Raw genomic sequence first — 24,446 nt, 5'->3', positions numbered from 1 at the left:
ATTCATCGGGACCTCGAGCGCGGACGGAATGACCCGGGGCAGGATATGCGGCATGTCGTTCACCCCTGCCGCCGCTCGCCGCCGGATGCTCTGCGCCTTCGCCACTGTCACCGTCCTGTCCGGGGCGGTCGCCGCCTGTGGTTCGGAGCCCGCGCCGACTTCGCGACCGGCGAAGATCGTGTTCGCGGACGACCGGCAGTCGGTGTTCGTGATGAATGCCGACGGCAGCGAGGTCACCCGGATCGGAGCGGGCGGGGATCCCGGATTCGCCCCCGATGGCGCACGGATCGTCGTCGGCGGTTCCTCGATCACGACCATGGATCCGGATGGCGGCAATCCGATGCGGCTCGCGGACTGGGGTTATCACCCGACGTTCTCCGCCGACGGCAAGCGGATCGCCTATGTGCGCGCGGGTGTGATCCACGTGATGAACAGCGATGGCGGGGATCAGGAACAGCTGACCACCGCCGATACCTCCGGTGCGGACCGGGCTTCCTCGCAGGAGCCCGCCTTCTCCCCGGACGGGACGCAGCTCGCCTTCACCCGAGCCGGTGCGATCTGGCTGATGGCCGCCGACGGAACCGGCGCGCGTCCCCTGCTGGCGGACGCGCACTTCAACTCGAACCCGGTCTTCACCCCCGACGGCACCGGCCTCGTCTTCACCTCGAATCGCGGCGGGAAGGACCGCTCCGAGATCTACACGATGGACCTCGACGGCACGAACATTCGCCTGCTCCATGACGACGCCACCAGCGGGCCCGTCTTCTCCCCGGACGGTGCGAAGATCCTCTTCACCCGGGTCGTCCGCGAACCGGCGAGCGGCGCGGAGGTCTGGGTGATGAACCGCGACGGCAGTGACGCGCACCGGCTCACCGACCCGAACCGGATTGCGCAGCAACCCAGTTGGGGCGGGGGAGCGGGCGCGTGACGAGCTAGGCCAGGGAGACCACCTTGTTCTGGCCCGAGATCACCGTGTCGGTCTGATCGACCAGGGCCACTCGCACCTGTACCGTCTGCCCGGCCGCCGGCGGCGCGCCCTGCCCGGTCCCGGTGAGCACGACCACTGTGGACTGGTTCGAGCCGTCGCAGGTGACCGAGTTCTGCGCGCCGGTGGCGGAGGGGCTGTCTGCCTGCGGCTCGCCCACCATCACCTTGATGGCGACCACTCCGGCGGAGGCGTCGCAGCTGTAGTCGACGCCGACATTGGCTGGACCGATACCGGTCACGTCGATGCTGTTGGCGGCGAACGCGGGCGCCGCGGTGGCGATCACGGCCGTCGCGGCGGCCGCCGAAACCAGGGTGGCCCGTAGGGAATTCCGAATCGTTGCCATGGATCTTCGTCCTCCTGCGTGGCGGAAGCGGATCGTGGAACTCACTCAGAACGAATCGCGGCACCTGCCGCGCTCATATTGTCTCAGCCGCGCCGCGCCGCCCCTACGCTGACCCCATGTCCGAGGATGATTGCCCGTGGGAGCCACCGCTCGCGGGAACCGAGGCCGAACATCTCATCGGCGCACTCGAACGGCTGCGCACCACCTTCCGCTGGAAGGCCGACAATCTCGGCTCGGCCGGGCTGCAAACCCGTATCGGCGCATCGGATTTGACGCTCGGCGGCCTGCTCAAACACCTGGCGCGCGTCGAAACGGAGTGCTTCACCGCGAAACTCACCGGCGCGCCGCTCGGCCAGCCCTGGGATAACGCGGACTGGTCGGCCGATCCGGATTGGGATCTCACCTCGGCGGCCCGGGACACCCCCGCCCAGCTGTACACCCTGTGGGACGCCACGATCGAACACTCCAGGGCCACACTGGATCTCGCCCTGGCCGACGATGGTCTCGATCAGCTCGTCCACCTGGCCTGGCCCGATGGCCGCCGGGTCAGCCTGCGCCGCCTGCTGTGCGATCTCATCGAGGAATACGGCCGCCACACCGGGCACGCCGATCTGCTGCGGGAAGCCGTCGACGGACTCACAGGCGAGGACCCGCCGCCGGGCTGGCAGCCGCGCTCACCGGCCCGCCGCCGCTGAACCGAATTCCGCTGGGCCCCAAGGCCATCGCGAACAGCGTAACGCCGGTCGGCTGCTCCTTCCCGGAGGGGGACGTACGGGAAGGAAGCCGACCGGCGTGCATCAGGCCGGCGCCTCGAAGACGGCCCGACGAGGGGATCCGGCCGGCCCGGGATGAGGGACCGGGCGGCCGGACGGGCGGGGTCTAGCTCGCGTAGGCGCGCAGGCGGTCGGCGCGCTCACCCTTGCGGAGCTTGGACATGACCTCGCGCTCGATCTGGCGAACGCGCTCACGGGAGAGCCCGAAGAGTTTGCCGATCTGGTCGAGGGTGCGCGGCTGGCCGTCGTCGAGGCCGTAGCGCAGGCGGATGACCTGCTGTTCGCGCTCGTCGAGGGTGGCCAGCACGGTGCGGACGTCGCGGTGCAGCAGACCGGCGATGACCGCGGACTCGGCCGAGGTGGCCTCGGAGTCCTCGATGAAGTCGCCGAGCGGGGCCTCTTCGTCATTGCCGACCGGCATATCCAGGGATACCGGGTCGCGGCTGTGGTCCAGCAGGTCGGCGATCTTCTCCTGCGGAATGCCGGACTCGCGCGCCAGTTCCGCGTCGGTGGCCTCGCGCCCGAGCTGCTGATGCAGTTCGCGCTTGATGCGGGCCAGCTTGTTCACCTGCTCGACCAGGTGCACGGGCAGGCGGATGGTGCGGGACTGATCGGCCATGCCGCGGGTGATCGCCTGACGAATCCACCAGGTGGCGTAGGTCGAGAACTTGAAACCCTTGGTGTAGTCGAACTTCTCCATCGCTCGGATGAGCCCGAGATTGCCCTCTTGAATGAGGTCCAGCAGCGGCATGCCGCGACCGGTGTAGCGCTTGGCCAGCGAGACCACGAGGCGGAGATTGGCTTCCAGCAGATGCTGGCGGGCGGCCTGACCTTCGCGGACCAGGATCGCGAGATCCTTCTTCTTGGCCGCGGACAGACGCTTACTCGTCTCCAGCAGGTGCTGCGCGTAGAGGCCCGCCTCGATGCGCTTGGCCAGCTCGACCTCGTCTGCGGCCGTGAGCAGCGCCGTCTTGCCGATCCCGTTCAGGTACACGCGTACCAGGTCGGCGGCGGGGCTCTGGGCGTCGAGGTCCTGTTCGCTGGTGCGCACGTCAGTGGTGGCGGGGCTTGTCATGACTTGCCTCCTGTCGGTGGTGTCTCGCTCCGTTCAACGGACCCGACATCAGGAAAGTTCCCCGGCATCGCCGTCATAAACCGGTTCTGAGCTGCGGTTTTTACGGTGCACGTCTGAGAAGTTCCTGAGAAGCACACGCTTGTCGGAACGCATGCCCTGCGGCGGTGGCCGTCGGTGTCCAGCGGGTAGCCACCACCGGTGTCGAACTGCGGAGTGCGGCAATGAAATACATGTCAATGGGCCCTGCCCGGCCGCCCCGGTTCGCGTGCCTGCTGCAACGATGCGCAGGTCATCGGCATTCCCCGGGCACCCGGGAGGTCATGCGCGACTGTGATGCAGATCACCGGGCCGGAAGGCGGAAAGGCCGCCGAGCGGGATGCTCGGCGGCCTCTGGGTGCGCGGTTCCGATCGGGTGTGCGTTCAGGTCCGGTGGCACACCGGCCGGAACGTTATGCGGGGGTGATCAGTCCGTGCCGCACCAGTCCGGCGACGACGGTCAGGGCGGCGGTCTCGAATTCCGGGGTCGCGGCATCGCCGGTCTCGCCGAAGGCGAGCAGGTCGACGAGCTCACGCAGCGGCAGACCGTCCGGGCGCATGCCGGCCAGCAGGGCCGCGATCGAATCGTCGACCTCGTGCTGCCAGCGCGGGCCGTCGCCGCGATGCACGCGGGCCACCCGCTGCTCCCAGCCTTCGGAACCCGGAAGGTAGACGCGTTCCAGGGCGGTCGTGGGATTCACCTCGAAGCGGGCGGACAGGGCGATCTCGGGATCGGCGTTGACGGCGCGCAGCCAGGCCGAGCGCTCGAAGTGGCGGGTGGCCTCCTCGCCGAGCGGATCGTCGAAGCCGTGCGTGAGGTCCTCGGCGAGCAGTTCGGTGGGGCCGTTGATGTTGCGCAGATAGACGAAGCCGAAACCGATGCCCGCCACATCCGCGGCGTCGAAGGCGTCGAGCCAGCGTTCGGCGCGGGCCTGGGCGGCGCCCTCGCGCGGATCCAATCCCGCGTCGCGCAGCCAGGTTCCGACATAGAGCGCGGGATCGGCGATGTCGCGCTGCACGATCCAGGCGTCCACGCCGTGGTCGGGGAGCCAGCTCGCGACGCGGGTGCGCCAGTCCTCTCCTTCTATATGTACCCAGGAGGCGAGCATGGCCGCGGTGCCGCCCGGATTCAAAAGGGCTGGGGCGCCGGAGATCACGAGCTCGCTCGCACCGTCGAGGGCCAGGCCGGAATCCCGGTAGGTGTGCTCGACGCGCGCCGGGCCGACCACGAACGGGGGATTGGCCACCACCTGATCGAAGCGGCGGCCGGCGGCGGGTTCGAACCAGGAGCCTTCGAGGAGTTCGATATCCAGGCCGTTGAGGGCGGCGGTGGCCTCGGCCAGCCACAGGGCGCGCTTGTTCACATCGGTGCCGGTGACGGTGCGGCCGTAGGAGGCGGCGTGCACCGCCTGAATGCCGCAGCCGGTGCCGAGATCCAGTACGGTGCCGACCGGTTTGGTCGGAGTCGCGCGCAGCAGGGACAGCGAGGCCTGGCCGACACCCAGCACATGATCGGTGTCCAGGGCGCGGCGGCGCATGGAGTCGTCGAGATCCGAAAGCACCCAGCGGGTTCCGTGTCCCAGATCGAGCGGGCGCAGGTCGAGGGCGGCGCGCACCTCGTCGCCGTCGCGATCGAGCAGCCCGGCGGCGACCGCCCGCTCGAGGTCGACCGGAGCCAGCGCGGCGGCCACCTCGCGGGCGGGCACCGGATCGCCCAGAAGTAGCAGGCGGACAAGGACTCCGAGATCCCCGGCATCGCGCGCCGCGCGGCGCACCGGGACCGGCTCGGAGCGGCCGAGGGCGGCGTGGGCTTCGTCGCCGAGGACCTCGAGAAGGGTGTCGGCGTCGTAGCCGACCCGGGTCAGCGCCGCGCGTAGGTCCGGCGCGAGGTCGGCGAGCAGGGACGAGGCGGTCGTCTGGTTCGTCGGCATGACAGAGAACTCTGCCACCGCAACCCCACCCCATCCGGCAGCGCCCCCCGGGCGGGTGGTTGAAGCGTCATGCGGGGCCTGGCGATTTATTAGCAAAGAACCGACCATCTTGTATATGTGAGGACAAAGAATTCATATGTCCAGGGCCGGTGACGTTTCCCGATCGTACCTGTTAGTAAGTGCAACGAGTTGGTAAGGTGAAGGTAAATGGTTGTGCACCAGCGGTATCCATGGAATGTCGCTGGATCGTCGCCGAAACCCCTTCCCTAGTTTCAAGATCAACAATTCGAAGATCAGAATTGTTGTCACGCAATGTTCTTCGTCTGTGTATGCTGCGACCATGTTGGGCACCACGGCGAGGTGGTATCACGGCGAGGCGGTGTATTAGGTGGATGTCAACAGGATCAGACGTCGTACGGCCGCAATTGCGCTCGGGCTCGGCGTACTGGCACTGATGATCACTGGCGTGTTGGATCGATTGTTGCTGGGTGTTTTCATCGGCACCGGGCTCACCCTCGGCTGGGTTAACGCTCAGCTCACCTGGATGTCCATTGTCCGCGTGACCGATTCGGAAACCCCGAGCAAGCAGAAGCTCGCAATGTCCGCAGCCGCGCGTTTGCTCACGCTCACCGGCCTGGCCATTCTGATCGCCGTGTTCACCCGGCCCAACGGGATCGGAATCTTCTTCGGGATGGCGGTCTTCCAGGTCGTGCTGGTATTCCACACCGTTGTGCCCGAACTGAAAGGGCTTCGACAGCAATCATGAGCTATTCGGTCGTATCGATCGCCCCCGCGGGCGATCCCCTCAGCCTGCTCGCCGCCGAAGAAGGCGAGTCGAAGATCCACGTCGGCGAGTACATGCAGGCCCACCTGTGGGGCATGACCTTCAACGTCGACACCATCGTCTCCACGGCGGTGGCCGCGATCATCGTGCTGGCCTTGGCGTTCTACCTGCGGGTAAAGATCACCTCCGGCGTGCCCAACGGCGTGCAGTTGTTCTTCGAGTCGGTGACGGTTCAGATGCGCAATCAGGTCGAGAGCGCCATCGGAATGAAGGTCGCGCCCTTCGCGCTGCCGCTCGCGGTGACCCTGTTCGTCTATATTCTGCTGTCCAATTGGTTGTCCGTGCTGCCGGTGCAGTACGGCGCCGGAGAATTGGTCAAACCGCCCGCATCGGACGTCAACTTCGTGTTCGCGCTGGCGCTGTTCGTATTCGTCTTCTACCAACTCGCCGGTGTCTGGCGGCGCGGTGCGGGCGGGCATGCCAAGCAATTGCTCAAAGGGCACACCGGCTGGGGCCCGATGATCTTCATCAATGTGATCGAGGAAGTGGCCAAACCGATTTCCTTGTCGCTGCGACTGTTCGGCAACATGTTCGCCGGCACGGTGATGATCTCGGTGATCACGTTGTTCCCCTTCTGGATCAGCTGGGGGCCGAATGCGGTATGGAAGCTGTTCGACATGTTCGTCGGACTCATCCAGGCATTCATCTTCTCCCTGCTGACCATCCTGTACTTCAGCCAGTCGATGTCGGTGGAGCACGAAAAGCACTGACCGGTCGGCCAAGTCCCTCTCGAATCGTTTTCTCGATAAGGAAGTGAACAATGGAAACTGCGACCATCGTCCAAGGCGCTCTGATCGGTGGCGGTCTGATCATGGCGGGCGGCGCCATCGGCGCCGGCATCGGTGACGGTCTCGCCGGTGCGGCCCTGATCAACGGCGTCGCCAGGCAGCCCGAGGCCGAAGGCAAGCTGCGCGTCAACTTCTTCCTGACCGTCGGTCTGGTCGAGGCGGCGTACTTCATCAACCTGGCCTTCATGGCGCTGTTCGTCTTCGCCACCCCGGGTAAGTAGGCGATATGCCGCCCGGAACAGATGTGGTCGCCCAACAGAATTTTCTGATTCCCAACGCGACCTTCTTCGTCGAGCTGGCGATCTTCATGATCGTGCTCGGAGTCATCTGGTTCTTCGTCGTCCCTCCGATCCGAAAGGTATTGGAGGAACGCGAGAAGCGGGTCAACGAGACGGCGGTGACCGCCAAGGAAGCCTCCGAAATCTTCGCCGAAGCCGAGGCCCGCTACAACAAGGCCCTGGAGAAGGCACGTGCGGAAGCGGCCGAAATCCGCAACCAGGCACGGGCCGAAGGCCGGGCGATCCTCGACGAACTGCGCGGCGAAGCCCAGCAGGAAGCCGACCAGATCGTCGCCGAGACCACCGCGCACCTGCGCGCCGACGCCGACCAGGTCGCCGCCGAACTACGAGAATCCGTCGAACCACTGGCTCATGATCTGGCCGATCGCATGCTCGGCAAGAACGGCCGTACCCGGACCAGCGCCGGCCATCAGAGAGGACAGGGGTCGTCGTGATTCACACCAGCGGCCTGCTCGCCGCCGAGGGCGTCTACAACATCACCTGGGATTGGCCCATCTTCTTCAGCCAATTGTTCGGGTTCGGCGTCATCGTGTGGTTCGTCTGGAAATACATTGTCCCCCCGGCGAAAAGGACCATGACCAAGGCACAGGAAACCGTCCAGAAGCAGTTGGAAGACAGCGACCGGGCGGCGGATCGGCTGTTCGCGGCCAAGCAGGCCTACGACGACTCCGTCAAGGAGGCGCAAGCCGAACTGGAGCGCATGCGCGAAGAAGCCCGCATCGACGCCGACCACATCATCGCGCAGATGCGGGAGGCCGCCGCCGAGGAGGTGGAGCGCGTTCGCAAGCAGGGCCGCGCGCAGATCATGCAGTTCCGCCGGCAGCTCATCCGGGATCTGGAGGCCGATCTGTCGGCGGCCATGCTGGCCCTCACCGAAGAGAAGATGCGCGAAGCGGTCAGCACCCCGCAGGCCCGCTCCGAGAGCATCGAGAAGTTCCTCGACGACCTCGAGGCCCTGGCCAATTCCGCACCGGCCGCGCGGCCGGAGCCGCGGACCGGCAGGAACTGAACAGATTTCAGGCCGGAACCCGGCCGGTCAGGCAGTACGGCTGACCGGCCGGATCCGTCATGACAATCCAGTGGCGCTCACGTTCGATGACGTGAGCGCCCAGTTTTTCGTGCCAGGCGGCGGTGGCCTCGATATCGGTGCAGGCCAGATCGATATGCGCCGAGGTCGGCCGGTCCTCTTCGAGACGCTGCAGCAGCAGCCGGATGGGGACGGTGGCCTCCGGCCGCAGGCGAGAGAACTCCGGCAGGCTGCCGGGCTGCCAGGTCCAGCCGGTGAGCTCGGTCCAGAACCGGACTTCGTCGTCGTAGTCGGTCGCGCCGATATCCAGGCACACCTGATCCAGACGGCTCTCGTCGCCATCGGGACCCGTGACGCGAGAAGGCAATTCGCCGCCGGAGCGCTCGGCGGGGGTGAGGCAGAAGATCATGCCGTGCGGGGACTTCAGCACCCGGTAGTCCGGATGCTCCAGCACCAGGGTTGCCCCCAGCGTCATCGCCCGCTCCGTCTCGCCTGCCACATCGTCGACATCCAGATCCAGGTGCACGCGCGGATCACTGGCCACCGCCTGCATTTTCACGCTCGGCCCCCCGGAATCCGGTAGCAGCGTGACGAATTCGGAGTTCGCGCCGCGCGTGGACGACAGCCGCGTCCCGGTGACCGTCGTCCAGAACCGGGCGGCCTCCTCGAACTGCGCCGCGGGACGGTCGAGAAACGCCCAGATCCACCGCACTGTCATGCTGCTGCTCCCATCGTGTGCCGATTTCATTCGATGCTGATCGCGCGAAATGTCTTGCGGTAGGCCAGCGGTGACACACCCAGCTCCGCGCGCATGTGATGCCGCAGCGACGCGGCCGTGCCCATACCGGCCTGGCGCGCCACCTCGTCCACCCCGAGCTCGGTGGTTTCCAACAGGTGCCGGGCATGCCGGACCCGCTGTTGCAATACCCACGCGCCGGGCGCCATACCGGTCTCGGACTTGAACCGCCGCGTGAAGGTGCGCACGCTCATACACGCGTGCGCGGCAAGGGAATTCAGATCCAGATCCTGATCGAGACGGTGCAGCGCCCACACCCGGGTCGGCGCGGTACCCTCCAGGCCGGGGTCGGGCAGATACCGTTCGATGAACTGCGATTGCCCGCCCTCCCGCCACGGCGGCACCACGCAGTAGCGCGCCGCGCGATTGGCCACCGCACTGCTGTGATCGGTGCGGATCAAATGCAGGCACAGATCCACCCCGGCCGCGAGACCCGCTGAGGTCCAGACATTCTCGTCCTGCACGAACAGCGGATTCTCCTCCAGCCGCACGCGCGGATACAGCGAACGGAACATGTCCGCGAACGCCCAGTGCGTGGTGGCGCGGCGGCCGTCCAGCATCCCCGCGGCGGCGAGCACGAACGCGCCGGTGCAGATCGAGACCATGCGGGTGCCCGGTCGGATGGTGCTCAGCGCCTGCGCGAGATCCGGTGGCAGTACACCCTGTGTGCGCGGTCCGGGCACGCGGGTGCCGGGGACGATGACGGTATCGGCCTCGGCCAGTACCTGCGGGCCGTGGTGGGGGACCAGTGTGAATCCGGTCGTTGCTTCGACGCCGGCGGTGCTCAGCCCGCAGATCCGCACATCGTAGAGCGGTTGCCCCGCAGTGTCTTTGGCCGCGCCGAGCACCATCGGCGGAATCGTCAGATCGAACCCGACCACGGGCTCCACGGCGAGCACCGCCACCACATGTGGGCCGGTCATACGCGATCCTTCCGGAGTGGCCAGATATTGACGCATTGTGGCATTCAGGCCACTCGATCGCCAGCCCATATTCCGGCACGCTCGTCCGGTGAGTGAACTTCGAACCGATCCGGCACTGGAATCACCCGATGCCGCAGGCGAATCCCGCCGCGCACCGCGCCTGCACCCCGCCTGGTTCGTCGCCGTGGTCGGCTTCATCGCGCTGCTGGGGGCGGCCGGATTCCGATCGGTGCCCGGTGTGCTCATGGATCCACTGCATGCGGAGTTCGGGTGGTCGCACGGGACCATCGGGGCGGCGGTGTCGGTGAATGTGCTGCTGTACGGGCTGATTTCGCCGTTCGCGGCGGCGCTCATGGACCGGTTCGGGATTCGACTGGTGGTGGCCTGGGCGCTGGTGCTCATCGCGGCGGGGAGCGGGCTCACCGTATTCATGACGCAGGCTTGGCAGTTGGTGGCCACCTGGGGGCTGCTGGTCGGCGTCGGGGTCGGGTCCATGTCGATGCCGTTCGTGGCGACCATTACCGGGCGGTGGTTCGTGCGGCAGCGCGGGCTGGTCACCGGTGTGCTCACGGCGGCGGGCGCGACCGGGCAGTTGATCTTCCTGCCGCTGGTGGCGAGTCTGGCGCACGAGCACGGCTGGCGGCTGCCCGCGCTGATCGTGGCGGGTACGGCCCTGGCGGTGGTCCCGCTGGTGCTGCTGTTCATCCGGGACTATCCGAGCGATGTCGGTGTCACCGCGTACGGTGCGGAACCGGGCAGCCAGGTCGGTGTGCGCATCGCGGTGTCGGGTGGTGCGGGGCGGGCGCTGACGGTGCTCGCGTCGGTGGCGCGCAAGCCCGTATTCTGGCTGCTCGCAGGTGGTTTCGCCATCTGTGGTGCATCCACCAACGGCCTGATCGGCACGCATTTCGTGAGCGCCGCCCACGATCACGGCATGCCCGCCACCACGGCGGCCGGGCTGCTGGCGCTGGTCGGCGTCTTCGATGTGGCGGGCACCATCGCGTCGGGCTGGCTCACCGATCGGGTCGATTCGCGCTATCTGCTGGTCGGCTACTACACGCTGCGCGGCTTGTCGCTCATGATCCTGCCCGCGCTGCTCGCACCCGATGTGAAGCCGAGCATGTGGGCGTTCGTCATCTTCTACGGCCTGGACTGGATCGCCACGGTGCCGCCGACGGTCGCGCTGTGCCGCGAACACTTCGGTGCGGACGGACCGGTCGCCTTCGGCTGGGTCTTCGCCGCACACCAGATCGGCGCGGCTCTGGCGGCCTTCGGCGCGGGCCTCATTCGCGATCTACAGGGCAGTTACGCCCTGGCCTTCTTCATCGCCGGCGGCCTGTGCGCCCTCGCGGCAGTGTTCTCCGGATTTATTCGCCGCTCACCCGTCGATGGCCTTGTGCGGCCGTGACTCGATCGCGGCCTGATTGCGCCGCCCGTCCCACCGGCTGGGCTCCTCCCGCGTGCGCGGCGGCCGGTCATTGGCGATCAGCACCGCGATCCACGGCAGCGGAATCGACACCCCGATGATCAGCAGCGAAATAACCCAGTTCCCCCACACGCTGTAGGCGATCGCCGCCCCCACCAGGCACGGAATCCGGAACGCCATAATGATCGTGTACCGCCGCACCCGATTCCGATGCTGCTGTTCCAGCGAGGTCTGCGCCTCCGTGATCAGCGCCGGATGTTCCTTCTCACCCGGGAAATACCCCTGCGCCGGCCGCGGCGGCTTCGGAATCGAACCCGCGGGCCGGAATTCGACCTCGGGTCGCCCGCCCTCGCCACCGACCGCGCCCTGGGATTCCCCGTCCTGCTGCATACCCCCGAGTCTTCCACTACACAGCGTCGGATGCACATGCCCTGCTCATTCCCGACCTGGCATCATGGACGGGTGAGCACAGACACCCTGGTACGTCCGGACACGACCACGGACGAAACAACGCAGGACGACGCCCCCAAGTTCTTCCACTATGTGAAGAAGGACAAGATCGCCGAAAGCGCCGTCATGGGCACCCACGTCGTAGCCCTGTGCGGCGAAGTCTTCCCCGTGACGAAGTCCCCCAAACCCGGCTCTCCGGTCTGCCCCGACTGCAAGCGCATCTACGAGATGATGAAGAAGGACTAGCCAGGGCCACACGTGCCAGCACCACAGGTGGGCACAACATCGGCCTGCCGCGGCCGGTCACTGTCGACCACCTCGCCGCAGAATTGCCAGCAGATCGCCGAGCGCCGGCCGCGCCCCGGCGGACCGCACGGCACTGCCTAGCGTTGCCACCATCGCGGCTACGGCGACCAAAGTCACGATCATGATCCATCGGGCAGCGCCAACACCGACCACGGCAGGCTGAGATCAGGCCGGGCGGCCACGAACAACATCGGCGAGAAGATCACGCAAGGGGCTATTCCTGGTGTGATGCCTGCTATTTCGTGATCGTTCGTAGCGCCTCGGCTCGGCGTCGCGCGGGCCTCTCGGCCTCGGCGGCAACCGACTCCGGCCCTCGGTTCGTGACCCGCGCCGGTACTGAGGACGTTGGTCTCGGGCGCGAGGTCTTCGGGCTCTGCTGGGGTTGGGTTTGTCGTGTGATCGTCGAAGCCGACGCGGTTGAAAGCGTTTCGCCGGTCGGGATTCGAGGAGTTGAGATCGATGGACATGAACCACATGGACCTGTCGTCGCCGCTGATGCAGATGTGTCACACGGTCATGATGTGGCTGCATCAGCAGGGCATCCTGCCGCCGATGGTGATGTGACCCGTGAAGGGCCCGCACCGCCACGGCGGTCGTGGGTGACAACCGAATGTGAGTTGTCGGGGAGCCCGGCTGCTGCCGTGGATGAAGGTCCAACGGCCCTCTGCCGAGGTCCATCGGCCGTTCTGGAGACTCGGGGTCGGCGGTCAGTCTGAATCCGGATCACATTGTGCCGGAGCCGGATCGGTGGGCCGGCGGTTGGGAGTAACGAGCATGGATCATCGGACCGGACCCACGACCGCCGTCCTCGATGTCAGTGGAATGCGGTGGGCGAGTCAGCAGAACATCGTCACCGCGGTATTGGGGCGTCGCCCGGGTGTGCTCGAAGTGTCGGCGAATCCGGTGGCGCAGACCGCGACGGTCGTCTATGACTCGGAGCGCACCTCGCTCGCCCAGCTGACCGATTGGGTCCGTGACTGCGGCTTCCACTGCGCAGGTCAGTCGGTGCCCGCGCACCTGTGCGATCCGATGGCCGAGCCGAGCCCCACCCCGGCGGCCGAGGCGATGCGATCGCCGCACGAGGCGATGGGGCACGGTGGGCACGAAGGTATGTCGATGGCGGCGATGGTCGCCGACATGCGCAACCGATTCCTGGTCGCGCTGATCTTCTCGATCCCGATCATGTTGTGGTCGCCGATGGGATCGCAGATGTTCGGCCGAGATCTGCCGGTGCCGTTCGGACTGCGGCCAGGACATCTTCGCGCTGCTCCTCAGCGTGCCGGTGATCTTCTATTCGAGCTGGATCTTCTTCGACGGCGCGATCGCCGCGCTGCGGCGGCGCACCCTGGACATGATGGTGCTCGTCGCCGTCGCGATCGGTGCGGGCTGGGGCTACTCGCTGATCATCACCCTGACCGGCGGCGGGGACGTATTCTATGAGGCCGCAACGGTTCTGGCGTCGTTCGTGCTGCTGGGCCACTGGTTCGAGATGCGGGCCCGCGGCGGGGCCAACGATGCTGTTCGCACCCTGCTCGACCTTGCCCCGCCCAAGGCCGTGGTGCTGCGCGACGGTGTGCAGGTCGAAATCCCGACGGCCGAGGTGGCGGTCGGGGATCTGCTGCTGGTGCGCCCGGGCGCGAAGATCGCCGTCGATGGTGTCGTGGAGGACGGCGACAGCGAGGTCGACGAGTCGATGGTGACCGGTGAAAGCCTTCCGGTGCACAAGGAACCCGGGTCCGCGGTGATCGGGGCGACCATCAACGCCAACGGCATCCTGAGGGTCCGCGCGACCAAGGTTGGTTCGGACACCGCGCTGGCGCAGATCGTGAAACTTGTTCAGGAAGCCGAGAATTCGAAGGCGCCGGGCCAGAAACTGGCCGATCGGGCCGCGTTCTGGCTGGTATTCGTCGCGTTGGCCGGCGGCGGGCTGACCCTCGCGGCCTGGCTGCTGCTCTCCGATCGGCCCTTCAGTGCCGCAATCCTTTTCGCCATCACCGTCGTGGTCGTCACCTGCCCGGACGCCCTGGGCCTGGCCACGCCGACCGCGATCATGGTGGGCACCGGACTGGGCGCCAAGCGCGGCGTGCTGTTCAAGAACGCCATCGCGCTCGAGACCTCGGCGCGCATCCAGGTCGTGGTGATGGACAAGACCGGCACCCTGACCAAGGGCGAACCGGAGGTCACCGACGTCGTCACCGCGCCCGGGTACCCCGAATCCGACGTGCTGGCTCTGGTGGCGGCGGTGGAACGCGAATCCGAGCATCCGCTCGCGGCGGCGATCGTACGGCGCGCGGCAGACGTGGGCGTGAACAGCTCGGCCGCAACGCAATTCGAGAACATTCCCGGGCACGGCGCGGTCGCCGTCGTCGACGGTCGCCGGGTCGCGGTCGGCAACCGGCGGCTGATGGAGCGGGAGGAAATCCCGCTGGGCGAGCTGGCCGGTGACCGCGACCGGCTCGCGGGGACCGGCCACACCGCCGTGCTCGCGGCCGTCGACGGTGTGGCCGTGGCGGTGATCGCGATCGCCGACGCGCCTCGGGATACATCGGCCGCGGCGGTGGCGGCACTGCACGAGCTCGGCGTCGAGGTCGTCATGCTGACCGGCGACAACCAGGCCACCGCCGAGCGCGTAGCGCGGAATCTGGGTATCGACACCGTCCTCGCCGAAGTGCTGCCCGGGGACAAGGCCGCGAGAATCTCTGCGCTGCAACAGGACGGCCGCAAGGTGGCGATGGTCGGCGACGGCGTCAACGACGCGCCCGCGCTCGCGCAGGCCGATCTGGGCATCGCCATCGGCGCGGGCACCGATGTGGCCATCGAGACCGCCGATGTGGTGCTGATGCGCTCGGATCCCCTCGATGTGCCGACCGCCTTGCGCATCGGGCGCGGCACCCTGCACAAGATGCGCCAAAACCTCGCCTGGGCAGTCGGATACAACGCCATCGCGCTGCCGATCGCCGCCGGCGTCTTCGAGCCCGCGTTCGGGCTCACCCTGCGCCCGGAGATCGCCGCCCTGTCCATGTCGGGCTCGAGCCTGATCGTCGCCGTGAACGCGATATCGCTGAAACGCCTCTGGCTGCCCGCCCCGACCGCATCCACCGCGTCCCCGGTGACGGTGAAAAGCACTGTGATGCGCCGGGGCGCGGTGCTGCTCAGGCTGCCGGTATCTCCAGGGAACCGCGCTCGGCGATCACACGTTTGATTCGGTTCAGTTCCTTGTGGGCGTTGACCGCTACCGCGCCGACCGGTGTGCCATTGGCGAGGAAGGCCACGGCGAACTGATCATCCGCGGGCGAGCCGAAGACCACATGCTCCTCATCGGCGAGGTGGGGGAGACCCGCGGTCTGGATGCGGGCGCCGTGGATACGGGTGGCGAAGGTCGGGACAGCGGTGTAGGGCTGTGCGTCCGCCGGGCCGGCGAGCAGGTTGCGGGCCGCGAGTGCGCCCTGGTCGTTGGCGGTCGCCCAGTGCTCGACGCGCACGAGGGCGCGGTCGTGGCGGGAGTGCGGCCAGCGGGCGACGTCGCCGGCCGCGACGATGGAGTCCGTGCCCTCGGCGAAGAGGGTGTCGGTGACCAGGACGCCGCCGTCGAGTTTCACGCCGCTGCCCTCGAGCCAGTCGGTGTTCGGCACGACACCCAGCCCGGCAACCACGAGCTTGGCGGGGACCGAGCGGCCGCTGTCGAGACGGACTGCGGTCACGCGGTCGTCGCCTTCGAATCTGGTTGCGCGAGAACCGGTTACGAGTTCGACGCCGTGGCGGGTGTGCAGATCGGTGAGCCAGCGGGCGGCGTGGTGGCCGAGGGTGGCCAGCATGGGCTGGGCGCCGCCGTCCACGAGGGTGACGGCCAGACCCCGCTGCCGGGCGGTGGAGGCCACCTCGCTGCCGATGAAGCCGCCGCCGACGACGGTGAGGTGGTCGTGTCCGGCGGCGAGTTCTGCTCGCAGCCGCAGGGCATCGTCGAGGGTGCGCAGGGTGTGGACACCTTCGGGGTGGCGGTCGAGAGTTCGGGGCCGGGCACCGGTCGCGATGACGAGACCGTCGTAGGAAAGTTCGGAACCGTCATCCAGGACAACGGTTTTCGACTCCGGACGCAGCGCCGTCGCCTGCCTGCCGCGTAGCCAATCCGTGCCGAGGATGTCCGCGCCCGGCAGTGAGACATCGTCGTCGCCGTCGAGAACACTCTTCGACAGCGGCGGACGGTTGTAGGGCAGATGTGCTTCCGCGCCGACCACAACGATCTCGCCCGCGAACTCCGCGGCCCGAAGTGCTTGCAGCGCACGCAATCCGGCGAGGGAAGCGCCGATGATGACAATTCGATTCAAAGTGCTCATGCAAGCACCATACCCCCGTAGGGTATTGAGATCGAGTGAGAAGATTCACGAAATGCGGGGACGGGTGAAAGGCGTTGCGGCCGTGCTGGATCCGCTCGCATGACGACAAGGCGGATTGTCAGGCTGCCGCGGTGACTTCCAGACCTCGCGGGGTCTTCGTCGGCCAGTGGCGGTGATCGGCGTCGATGACGTAGACGTGGGTGTGGAGGTAGTAGCGTTCGTTCACCAGTTCGGCGTCACCGAGGCGGTCGGGGTCGATGGTGCCGACGGGGTGCAGGTGGGTGATGACCTCCGGATCCTGTTTCGGCCACATGCGCAGGGCGACGGTGATGCCGGCGGTGGCGAGGACGGCTAGGGTCACCCAGGTGGTGGTGAATCCCGCTGTGGTGGTGAGCCATCCGGTGATCGGGTAGGTGAGCAGCCAGGCCAGGTGGGACAGGGAGAACTGGGCGGCGAAGATGGCGGGGCGATCCGAGGGCTGGGTCGAGCGGCGCAGCACCTGCCCGGTGGGGGTGAGGATGGCGGCGGTGCCCGCGCCGATCAGGGCCCAGACCGCGATGGCCGCGGCCCAGCGCCAGTCGCCGGCGTCGGCGAGCGACAGGGTGATGGCGGCTGCCAGTCCGGCAAGCAGGGTGGTCGCGCCGGTCAGCATGACCGGGCGGGCGCCGAGTCGGTCGAGCACGCGGGGCAGGGCCAGCGCCACGAGCATGGTGCCGAAACCATTGGCGGCCAGCAGCATTGCCACGCCGGACTGGGTGCCGCCCAGGGTGTCGCGGACGTAGTTGACGGTATTGATCATGATCACCGAGCCGGCGGCGGCCACCACGAGGTTCAGGCCGAGCAGGCCGCGCAGGCGCGGGGTGGCGGCGAAGATGCGCAGGCCGACGGTGATCCGATCCCGGAAGCTGCCCTGGGTGGTGGCGGTGGCGTTCGGAATGCGGGTGGCGACCACCAGGGCGGCGGAGACGGCGAATCCGATTGCGGTGCCGACGAACAGCCAGTGGAAGCTCATGACGGTGAGCGCGGCGGCGGCGAGCATGGGGCTCAGCAGCGTTTCCATGGTGGCGGCCAGCTGGGCTGCCGAGAGCGCGCGGGTGTATTCGCGTTCGTCGGGCAGGATGTCGGGGATGACGGCCTGGTAGGTGGGTGTGTAGGCGGCCGAGGCGGTTTGCAGCACCGCGATCAGCACGTAGATCTGCCAGATCTGGTCGATGAACGGCAGCGCCAGCACGACGCCGGCGCGAATCAGGTGCAGCGCCACCAGGAATGCGCGGCGCGGCAGGCGGTCGGCGTAGGCGCCCACGATCGGCGCGACCGTCACGTAGACCACCATCTTGATCGTCAGCGCGGTGCCGAGGACGGCGGCCGCGGCACCGCCGGCGAGCTCGTAGGCGAGCAAACCCAGTGCGACGGTGGTCAATCCGGTTCCGAACAAGCCCGACACCTGAGCTGTGAACAGCCGGAGGTAGTCACGATTGCGGAAGAGCGAGCTGACCATCGGTGTGGAACTCATCGCTTCGGCCTTTCCAATCTGTTCTCTCGACATTGAGAAAGATAATACCCCCTGGGGGTATCCGCAATCGAGTCGTGAGTGACGCGCATCACGCTCACGTCGGGTCCGGTTAGGAGTTCGCGGGCGGGGCGTACGCGCCCAGCAGTGTCGCGGTGATGAGGGTGTCCGCGTCGGCTTCCGCGAGGCGGCCCGCGGCGACTTCCGCTGCCGCGCCGTGGATCACGCTGTAGTACACCGTGGCCATCCACTGCGCGGGCTGGTCGTCGCGGAAGACACCTTCGGCGCGGCCGCGTTCGATCAGGCCGGTGACCCGTCGCAGCGGTCCTTCGTGCGCGTCGCGAATGCGTTCGGCCGCAATGTGATTCTGCGCGGCGATCAACAGTGACCGGAATCGGTCGACGATGCGCCAGGACGCGGTGACGAGCCTGCGCAGCGCGGCCCGGGGATTACCGTCCAGCTCGATGGTGTCCAGGGTGCGGTCGCTCTCCTCCATGGCGCGCGTGAAGACCGCGTCGATGAGTTCGGCGCGGGACGGGAAGTGTCCGTACAGGGTGATGCGACCGACCCCGGCGTGCTTGGCGATCTCGGCCAGATTCGCATCGGGGTCGGCGACCAGGCAGTCCTGGGCGGCGTCCAGGATGGCGGCGATATTGCGCCGCGCGTCGGCGCGCTTGGCCTGGGCCGGTTTCGCTTCCGCTGGGGGCACCTCGCACTCACCCGCTTTCTTGAACATCGATGTTCGATTTACATCGTCACTATACCGGGGTATAACTCGAACATCAGAGTTCAATTTAGGAGCCGGTCATGCACTCGCAGACGCCCGCACAGCACCACCACGAGGTTGTGCCACCCACCGATCCACGCCGCTGGCGAGCCCTTGCGGTGCTCGCCATCGCACAGTTCATGCTCATCCTCGACATCACCGTCGTCACCGTCGCGCTGCCGGACATCGGCGCGGACCTCGACCTGAGCCGCGCCGCCACCACCTGGGTCGTGACCGCCTACACGCTGCTGTTCGGCGGTCTGATGATCTTCGGTGGGCGGGCCGCCGACCTGTTCGGCGCGCGACGCGTGGTCATGTCCGGATTGGCGATGTTCACCGCCTCGTCGCTGGTGGCGGGTCTGGCCGTGAACGCGTCCATGCTGATCGCCGCGCGCGTCGGCCAGGGCATCGGGGCGGCCCTGCTCGCACCGGCGGCCATGTCCGTTATCACCACGACTTTCCATGGGGCGGAACGCAATAGGGCCCTCGGTGTGTGGGGCGCCCTCGGCGGGACCGGCGCGGCGGCGGGGGTGCTCGTCGGCGGGCTCCTGACCGCCGGACCCGGCTGGGCGTGGATCTTCTTCGTCAATGTGCCTGTGGGACTGGTACTGCTGGCTCTCATGACCCGCGTCCTCCCCGAGCGGCCCGGACGGCCCGGTGAGGGCATCGATGTGCTCGGCGCGGTAATCGCCACCGCCACCGTAGGATCCGCGATCTACGGATTGATCAACGCTGGCGACCACGGTTGGTCCGACCCGCTCAGCGCGGGTCCCCTGGCTGCGGCTGTCGTCCTGGCCATCGCCTTTGTGGCGTACGAGCGCACGATCGCGCGTCCGCTGCTGAATCCCGCTCTGCTCGTGCGCCGTCCGATCGCCGCGGGTGCGGTGCTGATGCTCGTCGCCACCGGTCTGCTGATCACCGGGTTCTTCCTCGGCTCGTTCTATCTTCAGCAGGCACAGGGCAATTCGGCTCTGGTCACCGGCCTGCTGTTCGTTCCGGTGGCGATCGGCACCATCCTCGGCGCGCACAATGCCGGGCATTTCATCGGGCGGTTCGGTTATCGGCCGGTCGGTGTCGCTGGGTTGCTCGTCGCCGCAGTGGGTGGCGCTGTGCCCGTGTTCTGGAGTGGCACAACCGCTTTGATCATCGGACTCACGGTGGCGGCCGCGGGTCAGGGCGCCGTCATCGTCACCGCCACCACCACGGCCCTGGCCACCGTCGACCACGCCCAGGCCGGTGTGACATCCGGTCTGATCAATACCTTCCACGAGGTCGGCGCGGCACTCGGCGTCGCGGTGCTCTCCACGGTGGCCGCGGTCAGCCTGCGCAGCCTGGGAGCCGACACCAGCGGATTCACCAGCGCCTTCGCTCTCAGCGCGGGGATCGCGGTGGTGGTCGCCGTGATCGCCGTGGTTCTGGTCCCGGCGGGCAAGCCGCCGGCCGGGATGCGCGTGAGCGCCCACTGATCAGACGCCGTGTCATCGAAAAGGAAAGTCGGACAATGAGAATTCTCGTGCTGGGAGGATACGGAGCGGTCGGGCGACCCCTGGTGGCCGAACTGCGCCGAGCCGGAGACACGGTCGTGGTCGCGGGACGGGATCCGGCCCGCGCCGATATCGCCGTCGATCTCACCGACCCGGGACTGCACTCCTACCGCCGGGCCGTCGAGGGGATCGACGTCGTCGTCAATGCCGCCGGTGTCGAGGATCCGCGCCTGGCCGAGCAGGCCGCCGCGTGTGGAGCGGCCTTCGCCGATATCACCGCCTCGACCGAATACGTTGCGCTGCTGGAGAAGTCGATGCCGGACCGGCCGGTGATCGTGAGCGTCGGGCTCGCGCCCGGACTGACCAATCTGCTGGCCGCCGCCGTGCACGCGCGGTCGCCGGAGCCCATCGATATCGCCGTCCTGCTCGGCGCGGGGGAGCCGCACGGCGTGGCCGCGACCGACTGGACCTATCGCCTGCTCGGCCGGACCTTCCGCAGCGGCGGCGAACGCGTCCGCAACTACACGCGCCCACGGGTATTCACCCTGCCCGGGCACGGCCGTCGTCGGCTGGTGCGCGCCGACTTCTCCGATCAGCATGTCCTCACCCGCGATCTGGGTGTTCGCGTACGCACCCATTTCGCCCTGGACTCCCGCGTCGCGACGGCCGCGCTGGCGCTGGCGACCTGGATTCCGGGCGCGGCAGCCATGCCGCGGGGGTTGCCGATGCCGGGGGCCGACGAGTGGATTGTGTTGGCGCGCACACCATCCGGTCACCTGGCGTGGGCGCGGGGACGCGGCCAGTCGCGGGCCACCGCCTTGCTCACGGTCGCGGCCATCCGCGCCTCGGTCGATCTCGCGCCGGGCGTGCACCACCTCCACAATGTCCTGACACTCGCCGACCTGTCCTCGATCCCGGACCTGGAAATCGGCACGTCACCGGTGGCCGTGCCCTGAGCGGCAGGACCGCGCTCGAACGATTCCGCGGGTTCTGCGAGATGATGAGGGGGGACTGACCGGTCCCCTCGGAATCACAGCGGATGGTTGGGTGCGATGACTGCGGCACGTGAAGTTCCCGATCCGTGGGCGGGCCCGCCCGCCGCCGCGCACTGGGTTCCCGCCCGCGGATTGGCCAACGGCCTGAACGCCCGCGCCTGGGGCGTGCTCGCGGATCTGCCCGAATCGCAGGTCTACCGAGTGCTTTTCGCCTTGATCGACGCCGGCATCGCGGGCTATGTCCTGCCGGTGCGCGCCACGGTGCTCGAACCCGGTGATCCGGATGTGGTCTGGCGGTTGCGGGTCGACATCGCGCGATTCCGGGCAGCGGAGGATCTGCTGATGGACCTGCTGCGCTACGCCCGCCGCACGGCCGCGCCGCGCACGCCGCAGCCGCGCCCGGCCCGCCGCCGCCGGCCGCGAGTGCCGCTGGTCCGGAAAACGCTGCGAGAGCCGCGCTGAGCCCGCCGAATCCCCGCGCAGCACAGTGCCGAACGCGCTGCGGAAACCAGTGCCGAACGCGCTGGTATGACACTGCCGAACGGCGGGCTGCGGGAAACAGCGTCCAACGCGCTGTGGCGGCGGTCTACAGCGCCGCCGCGATCAAGGCCGCGAACGCTTGTCCGCCAAGGGCATTGGGATGGAACGGTGCCGCGGCCGCGGCGGGGAGCAGGGGTTCGATCCAGCGGTCGGCCGGGGCGGCGCAGGCGTCGTGGCCGAGGCTGGCCGGGCGCAGGTCCACGAAGGTCGCGCCGTGCGCGGTGGCCTGTTCGGCAATGCGGTCGCCGAGGCGGTCGATGGTGGCCTGCAGGTAGTCGGCATCGCGTGGGCCGATCGGGGTGGTGAGATCGGTGCAGCCGCCGGGGCGCAGGTATTTGCCGTAGCTGGTGATCACGATGCGGGCGTGGGGTGCGCGGCGGGCGATCTCGGCGAGCGTGCCGCCGATGTGCGCGGCGGAGGCGTCCACCTTGGCGGCGAGCTGATCGGTGCCGCCGGTGGTGAAACGGTCCACGCAATCGCGGGTGGTATTGCCCGGCACGGGATTCAGGCAGCCGAGCAGATCCTGGAACAGCCCGGCATCGTTCGCGCCGATGGTGAGGGTCACCAGATCGGTGTCGGCGGTGAGCGCGTCGTATTGGGGCGTCGCTCCGCGACCCCAGCCCGGGCCGGACTTGTCGAAGTCCTGCGCCTTGGCGCCGGAACAGCTGGCATTGCGGAAGTTTCGCACGCCCAGGGTGGCGGCCAGCTGTGCCGGATAGCCGTTGTCGACCGATTGGAGGCAGGTCGCGGCGGCGATGTTCTGGGTCGGCACGAGCGGGCCCGCCGCGAAGGAATCGCCGAGAGCGACGTAGTCGGCATAGTCCGGTGGGGTCGCGTCGGCCGGTGCGCCCGGCAGGGTCGCGAAGGCGGCGGCCGCGAGCACGGCGGTCAGCGTGGAACGCATCTGGTCTCACCTCGATCGAGAATTTATCTGTGCAGATGTACAGGTTAGGCGAATCTGCGCGAATGTACAGATTCCTCGGGTGAATCCAGGCCCTGCCGGGTGAATCCGAGCTCAGGGGCCGACGCGTCGTTGCAGGAGCTGATCCGCCGCATCACGATCGGGCCCGGCGAGATGGGAGAGCGTGAGTGCGCGCAAGGCGTGGTGCAGGGAATCGGCCTCGGCGGCGCGGGTGCGCGGGCGACCGAGGCGATGCAGCAGGAAACCGTCGATCATGGCCACGATCTGCTCCGCCGCCGCATCGGGATCGACTGCGCCACAAGCCCGCAGCACCCGCGCGGCCAGCGCTTCGAACTGCTCGAGCGCCTGGGTGACCGGGCCTTCCAGCTCGGGGCGGCGACCGGCATCCAGATACAGCTGGAACTGGGCGATGACGGCGGTGCGGGATCGGGCCGCCGTCGTCGCGATCAGCCAGAGCACATCGTCCAGGGTGGGCCGGGTCGCCAGCGCGTTGTCCAGCAGCGGCCCGAACTCGCTGATGCGGTCGTGGACCTGCAGCGCGAGCGCCTCATCGATCAGGTCCTGCACCGAGGCGAAGAAGTACCCGGTGGTGGCTCCCGGCAGTCCCGCGCGCGCCGCGACTCCGCGATGGGTCACCGCGCTCGGACCCTGTTCGGCGATCAGTTCCAGTGCGGCGCGGACCAGTGCTTCGCGCCGCAGTCGGCTGCGTTCCTGGCGGGGTTGCTCGCGTGCGGGATTACCCATGCCTCCCAGACCTTGTCGTGCATCAGCATTCGGACATGCTGTGCGTATGTCCAGATTCTAGCCCTCGGCCCGCGCCGATCCGGAACGATCCCGGGACGCTACGGGATGATGAAGGAGGACTGCTCGTTTCGGGTCGGGTACGAAAGGGATCGATCATGAGGAGCATGCACCACAACCTGCTCGGGGCCGTGACCGTCGCCGCGGCGGTCGCGATCGCCGCGCCGCCGGCCCACGCGGACCTGCCGACCGTGCAGCTCGGATTCCACAATGGCTACTGTTCGACGACCGAACTCAACGTCCCGGCGGACACTCCGTTCAATGTCGACATCGACACCAGCTTCCAGTTCACCGATCAGTCGGAGTTCCGGATTCCGTCGCTGAAGATCCGGAAGATCCTGCCCAGCGCCTACTTCAATCCGCACGCCCGGGTCGTGGTCGGCGCGCAGCCGCCCGGGTCGATTCCCTTCGAACTCATGACGCCCACAGTGTCGGGGAGCGCGGGCACGGGTTGCTGGGGAACGATTCACGTGTGGTGACGGCGAGCTAGAGGTAGCGGCCGAGATGGGCGGTGGCCTCCACCGGATGCTGGGCCTGGATGCCCTGGTTGATCTCGCGGAACTCCCAGCTGCCGGTGGGCCGGAACAAGCCACCCATGATGAAACCCGTGCCGGGGACGGAAGCGATGTCGTAGCGAGCCAATTCGGCGGCGGTGGCGGTATTCACCATGCGGCAGAAGGCGTTCTCGACGCCGGCCAGGTCCTGCCCGGTGTAGCAGGTGACGACGAAGAGCACCGCGGTCACGTACGACTCGATGCGAGTCAGATCCACGGTGATGATCTCGTCGTCGCCGGGGCCTTCGCCGGTCAGATTGTCGCCGTGCAGGCGGACCGCTTGGTCGGTGGACAGCATCTGCTCGTGGTAGACCACGTCGACCAGATCCGTGCCGCTGTAGATCATGGCCGCGACATTCAGGTCGATCTCGTACTGCTTGCCGAATCGCTTGCGGCGAGCCGGATCCCAGCCCAGACCGACACTGAGGTAGACGATGTCGGCGCCCTGCGCGTCGCGTAGCGGAAATGTCACGAGCGACCTGCCCCCGTTTCTGCCCCGTGGGCTGAAAGCGTTCTGTCGCAAGCAGACTAGCGG

At 67.8% G+C, this 24,446-nt stretch carries 25 protein-coding genes and 1 pseudogene; 14 read left to right on the top strand and 12 right to left on the bottom strand.

What is annotated here, in order from left to right:
- Positions 1-52 precede the first annotated feature (52 nt).
- The gene (locus H0264_RS29840; protein ID WP_181580635.1) at positions 53-928 is read left to right on the top strand and encodes a TolB family protein; all 876 of its coding nucleotides are present in this window, start codon (positions 53-55) and stop codon (positions 926-928) included.
- 4 nt (positions 929-932) lie between these two features.
- On the opposite strand, the gene H0264_RS29835 is transcribed toward H0264_RS29840, so the two are convergent.
- A complete protein-coding gene (locus tag H0264_RS29835) occupies positions 933-1,331 on the bottom strand; it encodes a hypothetical protein (protein ID WP_181580634.1) in 399 nt (132 codons plus the stop codon).
- Positions 1,332-1,447: 116 nt separating this feature from the next.
- Here H0264_RS29835 and H0264_RS29830 point away from each other — a divergent pair, with 116 nt between their 5' ends.
- Complete coding sequence (locus H0264_RS29830) at positions 1,448-2,026, top strand: mycothiol transferase (RefSeq protein ID WP_181580633.1); 579 nt, start codon at positions 1,448-1,450, stop codon at positions 2,024-2,026.
- 184 nt (positions 2,027-2,210) lie between these two features.
- Here H0264_RS29830 and H0264_RS29825 read toward each other — a convergent pair whose 3' ends face one another.
- Both H0264_RS29825 and H0264_RS29820 read right to left on the bottom strand, forming a co-directional pair.
- Positions 2,211-3,179 (bottom strand): sigma-70 family RNA polymerase sigma factor, encoded by a 969-nt coding sequence (locus H0264_RS29825; protein ID WP_181580632.1) that lies wholly within the window; start codon positions 3,177-3,179, stop codon positions 2,211-2,213.
- A 449-nt stretch (positions 3,180-3,628) separates the two neighbouring features.
- The gene (locus tag H0264_RS29820) at positions 3,629-5,146 is read right to left on the bottom strand and encodes a DUF7782 domain-containing protein (protein ID WP_181580631.1); all 1,518 of its coding nucleotides are present in this window, start codon (positions 5,144-5,146) and stop codon (positions 3,629-3,631) included.
- A gap of 388 nt (positions 5,147-5,534) precedes the next feature.
- Here H0264_RS29820 and H0264_RS29815 point away from each other — a divergent pair, with 388 nt between their 5' ends.
- The 5 genes from H0264_RS29815 to H0264_RS29795 all read left to right on the top strand — a co-directional run bounded on the left by H0264_RS29815 (position 5,535) and on the right by H0264_RS29795 (position 8,086).
- Complete coding sequence (locus H0264_RS29815; RefSeq protein ID WP_181580630.1) at positions 5,535-5,912, top strand: hypothetical protein; 378 nt, start codon at positions 5,535-5,537, stop codon at positions 5,910-5,912.
- 92 nt (positions 5,913-6,004) lie between these two features.
- Complete coding sequence (gene atpB, locus H0264_RS29810) at positions 6,005-6,700, top strand: F0F1 ATP synthase subunit A (RefSeq protein ID WP_420832118.1); 696 nt, start codon at positions 6,005-6,007, stop codon at positions 6,698-6,700.
- A gap of 50 nt (positions 6,701-6,750) precedes the next feature.
- Complete coding sequence (locus H0264_RS29805; RefSeq protein WP_181580628.1) at positions 6,751-6,999, top strand: F0F1 ATP synthase subunit C; 249 nt, start codon at positions 6,751-6,753, stop codon at positions 6,997-6,999.
- A gap of 5 nt (positions 7,000-7,004) precedes the next feature.
- On the top strand, positions 7,005-7,511 hold the full coding sequence (locus tag H0264_RS29800) for a F0F1 ATP synthase subunit B (RefSeq protein ID WP_181580627.1): 507 nt from the start codon (positions 7,005-7,007) through the stop codon (positions 7,509-7,511).
- Positions 7,508-8,086, top strand: coding sequence for a F0F1 ATP synthase subunit B family protein (locus tag H0264_RS29795; protein ID WP_181580626.1), 579 nt, complete (start codon positions 7,508-7,510; stop codon positions 8,084-8,086). Before H0264_RS29800 ends, H0264_RS29795 begins: the two co-directional genes overlap by 4 nt.
- A gap of 7 nt (positions 8,087-8,093) precedes the next feature.
- On the opposite strand, the gene H0264_RS29790 is transcribed toward H0264_RS29795, so the two are convergent.
- Both H0264_RS29790 and H0264_RS29785 read right to left on the bottom strand, forming a co-directional pair.
- Entirely contained in the window at positions 8,094-8,822 is a 729-nt protein-coding gene (locus tag H0264_RS29790; protein WP_181580625.1) for a VOC family protein, read from the bottom strand.
- Between the two features lie 26 nt (positions 8,823-8,848).
- Positions 8,849-9,823 carry a GlxA family transcriptional regulator gene (locus H0264_RS29785; protein WP_181580624.1) on the bottom strand — a complete coding sequence of 325 codons (975 nt, stop codon included), beginning with the start codon at positions 9,821-9,823 and terminating at the stop codon, positions 8,849-8,851.
- An 88-nt stretch (positions 9,824-9,911) separates the two neighbouring features.
- Here H0264_RS29785 and H0264_RS29780 point away from each other — a divergent pair, with 88 nt between their 5' ends.
- The gene (locus H0264_RS29780) at positions 9,912-11,231 is read left to right on the top strand and encodes an MFS transporter (protein WP_420831996.1); all 1,320 of its coding nucleotides are present in this window, start codon (positions 9,912-9,914) and stop codon (positions 11,229-11,231) included.
- On the opposite strand, the gene H0264_RS29775 is transcribed toward H0264_RS29780, so the two are convergent.
- Positions 11,202-11,639: a DUF3099 domain-containing protein gene (locus H0264_RS29775; RefSeq protein WP_181580623.1), complete on the bottom strand. Its 438-nt coding sequence runs from the start codon at positions 11,637-11,639 to the stop codon at positions 11,202-11,204. The genes H0264_RS29780 and H0264_RS29775 overlap by 30 nt on opposite strands.
- A 72-nt stretch (positions 11,640-11,711) precedes the next feature.
- Between H0264_RS29775 and H0264_RS29770 the strand changes: the two genes are divergently transcribed.
- Positions 11,712-11,945, top strand: coding sequence for a DUF3039 domain-containing protein (locus H0264_RS29770; protein ID WP_181580622.1), 234 nt, complete (start codon positions 11,712-11,714; stop codon positions 11,943-11,945).
- Between the two features lie 834 nt (positions 11,946-12,779).
- A pseudogene (locus H0264_RS29765) lies at positions 12,780-15,207 on the top strand (heavy metal translocating P-type ATPase).
- Here H0264_RS29765 and H0264_RS29760 read toward each other — a convergent pair.
- The 3 genes from H0264_RS29760 to H0264_RS29750 all read right to left on the bottom strand — a co-directional run bounded on the left by H0264_RS29760 (position 15,158) and on the right by H0264_RS29750 (position 18,585).
- Positions 15,158-16,339 carry an NAD(P)/FAD-dependent oxidoreductase gene (locus tag H0264_RS29760; RefSeq protein ID WP_181580621.1) on the bottom strand — a complete coding sequence of 394 codons (1,182 nt, stop codon included), beginning with the start codon at positions 16,337-16,339 and terminating at the stop codon, positions 15,158-15,160. The pseudogene H0264_RS29765 and the gene H0264_RS29760 sit on opposite strands and share 50 nt — an antisense overlap.
- A gap of 118 nt (positions 16,340-16,457) precedes the next feature.
- Entirely contained in the window at positions 16,458-17,837 is a 1,380-nt protein-coding gene (locus H0264_RS29755; protein ID WP_181585916.1) for an MFS transporter, read from the bottom strand.
- A 124-nt stretch (positions 17,838-17,961) separates the two neighbouring features.
- Positions 17,962-18,585: a TetR/AcrR family transcriptional regulator gene (locus H0264_RS29750; RefSeq protein WP_181580620.1), complete on the bottom strand. Its 624-nt coding sequence runs from the start codon at positions 18,583-18,585 to the stop codon at positions 17,962-17,964.
- Between the two features lie 71 nt (positions 18,586-18,656).
- Between H0264_RS29750 and H0264_RS29745 the strand changes: the two genes are divergently transcribed.
- The 3 genes from H0264_RS29745 to H0264_RS29735 all read left to right on the top strand — a co-directional run bounded on the left by H0264_RS29745 (position 18,657) and on the right by H0264_RS29735 (position 21,556).
- Entirely contained in the window at positions 18,657-20,081 is a 1,425-nt protein-coding gene (locus tag H0264_RS29745; RefSeq protein ID WP_181580619.1) for an MFS transporter, read from the top strand.
- A gap of 35 nt (positions 20,082-20,116) precedes the next feature.
- Entirely contained in the window at positions 20,117-21,055 is a 939-nt protein-coding gene (locus H0264_RS29740) for an NAD-dependent epimerase/dehydratase family protein (protein WP_181580618.1), read from the top strand.
- Positions 21,056-21,151: 96 nt separating this feature from the next.
- The gene (locus tag H0264_RS29735) at positions 21,152-21,556 is read left to right on the top strand and encodes a hypothetical protein (protein WP_181580617.1); all 405 of its coding nucleotides are present in this window, start codon (positions 21,152-21,154) and stop codon (positions 21,554-21,556) included.
- A 124-nt stretch (positions 21,557-21,680) separates the two neighbouring features.
- Here the strand turns inward: H0264_RS29735 and H0264_RS29730 are convergent, their stop codons facing one another.
- Positions 21,681-22,538 carry an SGNH/GDSL hydrolase family protein gene (locus H0264_RS29730; RefSeq protein WP_181580616.1) on the bottom strand — a complete coding sequence of 286 codons (858 nt, stop codon included), beginning with the start codon at positions 22,536-22,538 and terminating at the stop codon, positions 21,681-21,683.
- Positions 22,539-22,649: 111 nt separating this feature from the next.
- Positions 22,650-23,300, bottom strand: coding sequence for a TetR/AcrR family transcriptional regulator (locus H0264_RS29725; protein WP_181580615.1), 651 nt, complete (start codon positions 23,298-23,300; stop codon positions 22,650-22,652).
- 155 nt (positions 23,301-23,455) lie between these two features.
- On the opposite strand from H0264_RS29725, the gene H0264_RS29720 reads away from it, so the two are divergent.
- A complete protein-coding gene (locus H0264_RS29720) occupies positions 23,456-23,836 on the top strand; it encodes a cupredoxin domain-containing protein (RefSeq protein WP_181580614.1) in 381 nt (126 codons plus the stop codon).
- Between the two features lie 7 nt (positions 23,837-23,843).
- Here H0264_RS29720 and H0264_RS29715 read toward each other — a convergent pair whose 3' ends face one another.
- Entirely contained in the window at positions 23,844-24,383 is a 540-nt protein-coding gene (locus H0264_RS29715; RefSeq protein ID WP_181580613.1) for a TerD family protein, read from the bottom strand.
- Positions 24,384-24,446 lie beyond the last annotated feature (63 nt).

It is taken from the genome of Nocardia huaxiensis (genome assembly GCF_013744875.1).
Lineage (GTDB): Bacteria > Actinomycetota > Actinomycetes > Mycobacteriales > Mycobacteriaceae > Nocardia > Nocardia huaxiensis.
This window is presented reverse-complemented; position numbering and strand designations above follow the sequence as displayed.

Coding starts and splice junctions, on each gene's coding strand:
- H0264_RS29725 (WP_181580615.1), bottom strand. CDS start 23,300: ATGGGTAATCCCGCACGCGAGCAACCCCGCCAGGAACGCAGCCGACTG.
- H0264_RS29775 (WP_181580623.1), bottom strand. CDS start 11,639: ATGCAGCAGGACGGGGAATCCCAGGGCGCGGTCGGTGGCGAGGGCGGG.
- H0264_RS29820 (WP_181580631.1), bottom strand. CDS start 5,146: ATGCCGACGAACCAGACGACCGCCTCGTCCCTGCTCGCCGACCTCGCG.
- H0264_RS29735 (WP_181580617.1), top strand. CDS start 21,152: ATGACTGCGGCACGTGAAGTTCCCGATCCGTGGGCGGGCCCGCCCGCC.
- H0264_RS29730 (WP_181580616.1), bottom strand. CDS start 22,538: ATGCGTTCCACGCTGACCGCCGTGCTCGCGGCCGCCGCCTTCGCGACC.
- atpB (WP_420832118.1), top strand. CDS start 6,005: ATGCAGGCCCACCTGTGGGGCATGACCTTCAACGTCGACACCATCGTC.
- H0264_RS29825 (WP_181580632.1), bottom strand. CDS start 3,179: ATGACAAGCCCCGCCACCACTGACGTGCGCACCAGCGAACAGGACCTC.
- H0264_RS29805 (WP_181580628.1), top strand. CDS start 6,751: ATGGAAACTGCGACCATCGTCCAAGGCGCTCTGATCGGTGGCGGTCTG.
- H0264_RS29840 (WP_181580635.1), top strand. CDS start 53: ATGTCGTTCACCCCTGCCGCCGCTCGCCGCCGGATGCTCTGCGCCTTC.
- H0264_RS29835 (WP_181580634.1), bottom strand. CDS start 1,331: ATGGCAACGATTCGGAATTCCCTACGGGCCACCCTGGTTTCGGCGGCC.
- H0264_RS29740 (WP_181580618.1), top strand. CDS start 20,117: ATGAGAATTCTCGTGCTGGGAGGATACGGAGCGGTCGGGCGACCCCTG.
- H0264_RS29720 (WP_181580614.1), top strand. CDS start 23,456: ATGAGGAGCATGCACCACAACCTGCTCGGGGCCGTGACCGTCGCCGCG.
- H0264_RS29755 (WP_181585916.1), bottom strand. CDS start 17,837: ATGGTCAGCTCGCTCTTCCGCAATCGTGACTACCTCCGGCTGTTCACA.
- H0264_RS29745 (WP_181580619.1), top strand. CDS start 18,657: ATGCACTCGCAGACGCCCGCACAGCACCACCACGAGGTTGTGCCACCC.
- H0264_RS29790 (WP_181580625.1), bottom strand. CDS start 8,822: ATGACAGTGCGGTGGATCTGGGCGTTTCTCGACCGTCCCGCGGCGCAG.
- H0264_RS29750 (WP_181580620.1), bottom strand. CDS start 18,585: ATGTTCAAGAAAGCGGGTGAGTGCGAGGTGCCCCCAGCGGAAGCGAAA.
- H0264_RS29800 (WP_181580627.1), top strand. CDS start 7,005: ATGCCGCCCGGAACAGATGTGGTCGCCCAACAGAATTTTCTGATTCCC.
- H0264_RS29760 (WP_181580621.1), bottom strand. CDS start 16,339: ATGAGCACTTTGAATCGAATTGTCATCATCGGCGCTTCCCTCGCCGGA.
- H0264_RS29830 (WP_181580633.1), top strand. CDS start 1,448: ATGTCCGAGGATGATTGCCCGTGGGAGCCACCGCTCGCGGGAACCGAG.
- H0264_RS29785 (WP_181580624.1), bottom strand. CDS start 9,823: ATGACCGGCCCACATGTGGTGGCGGTGCTCGCCGTGGAGCCCGTGGTC.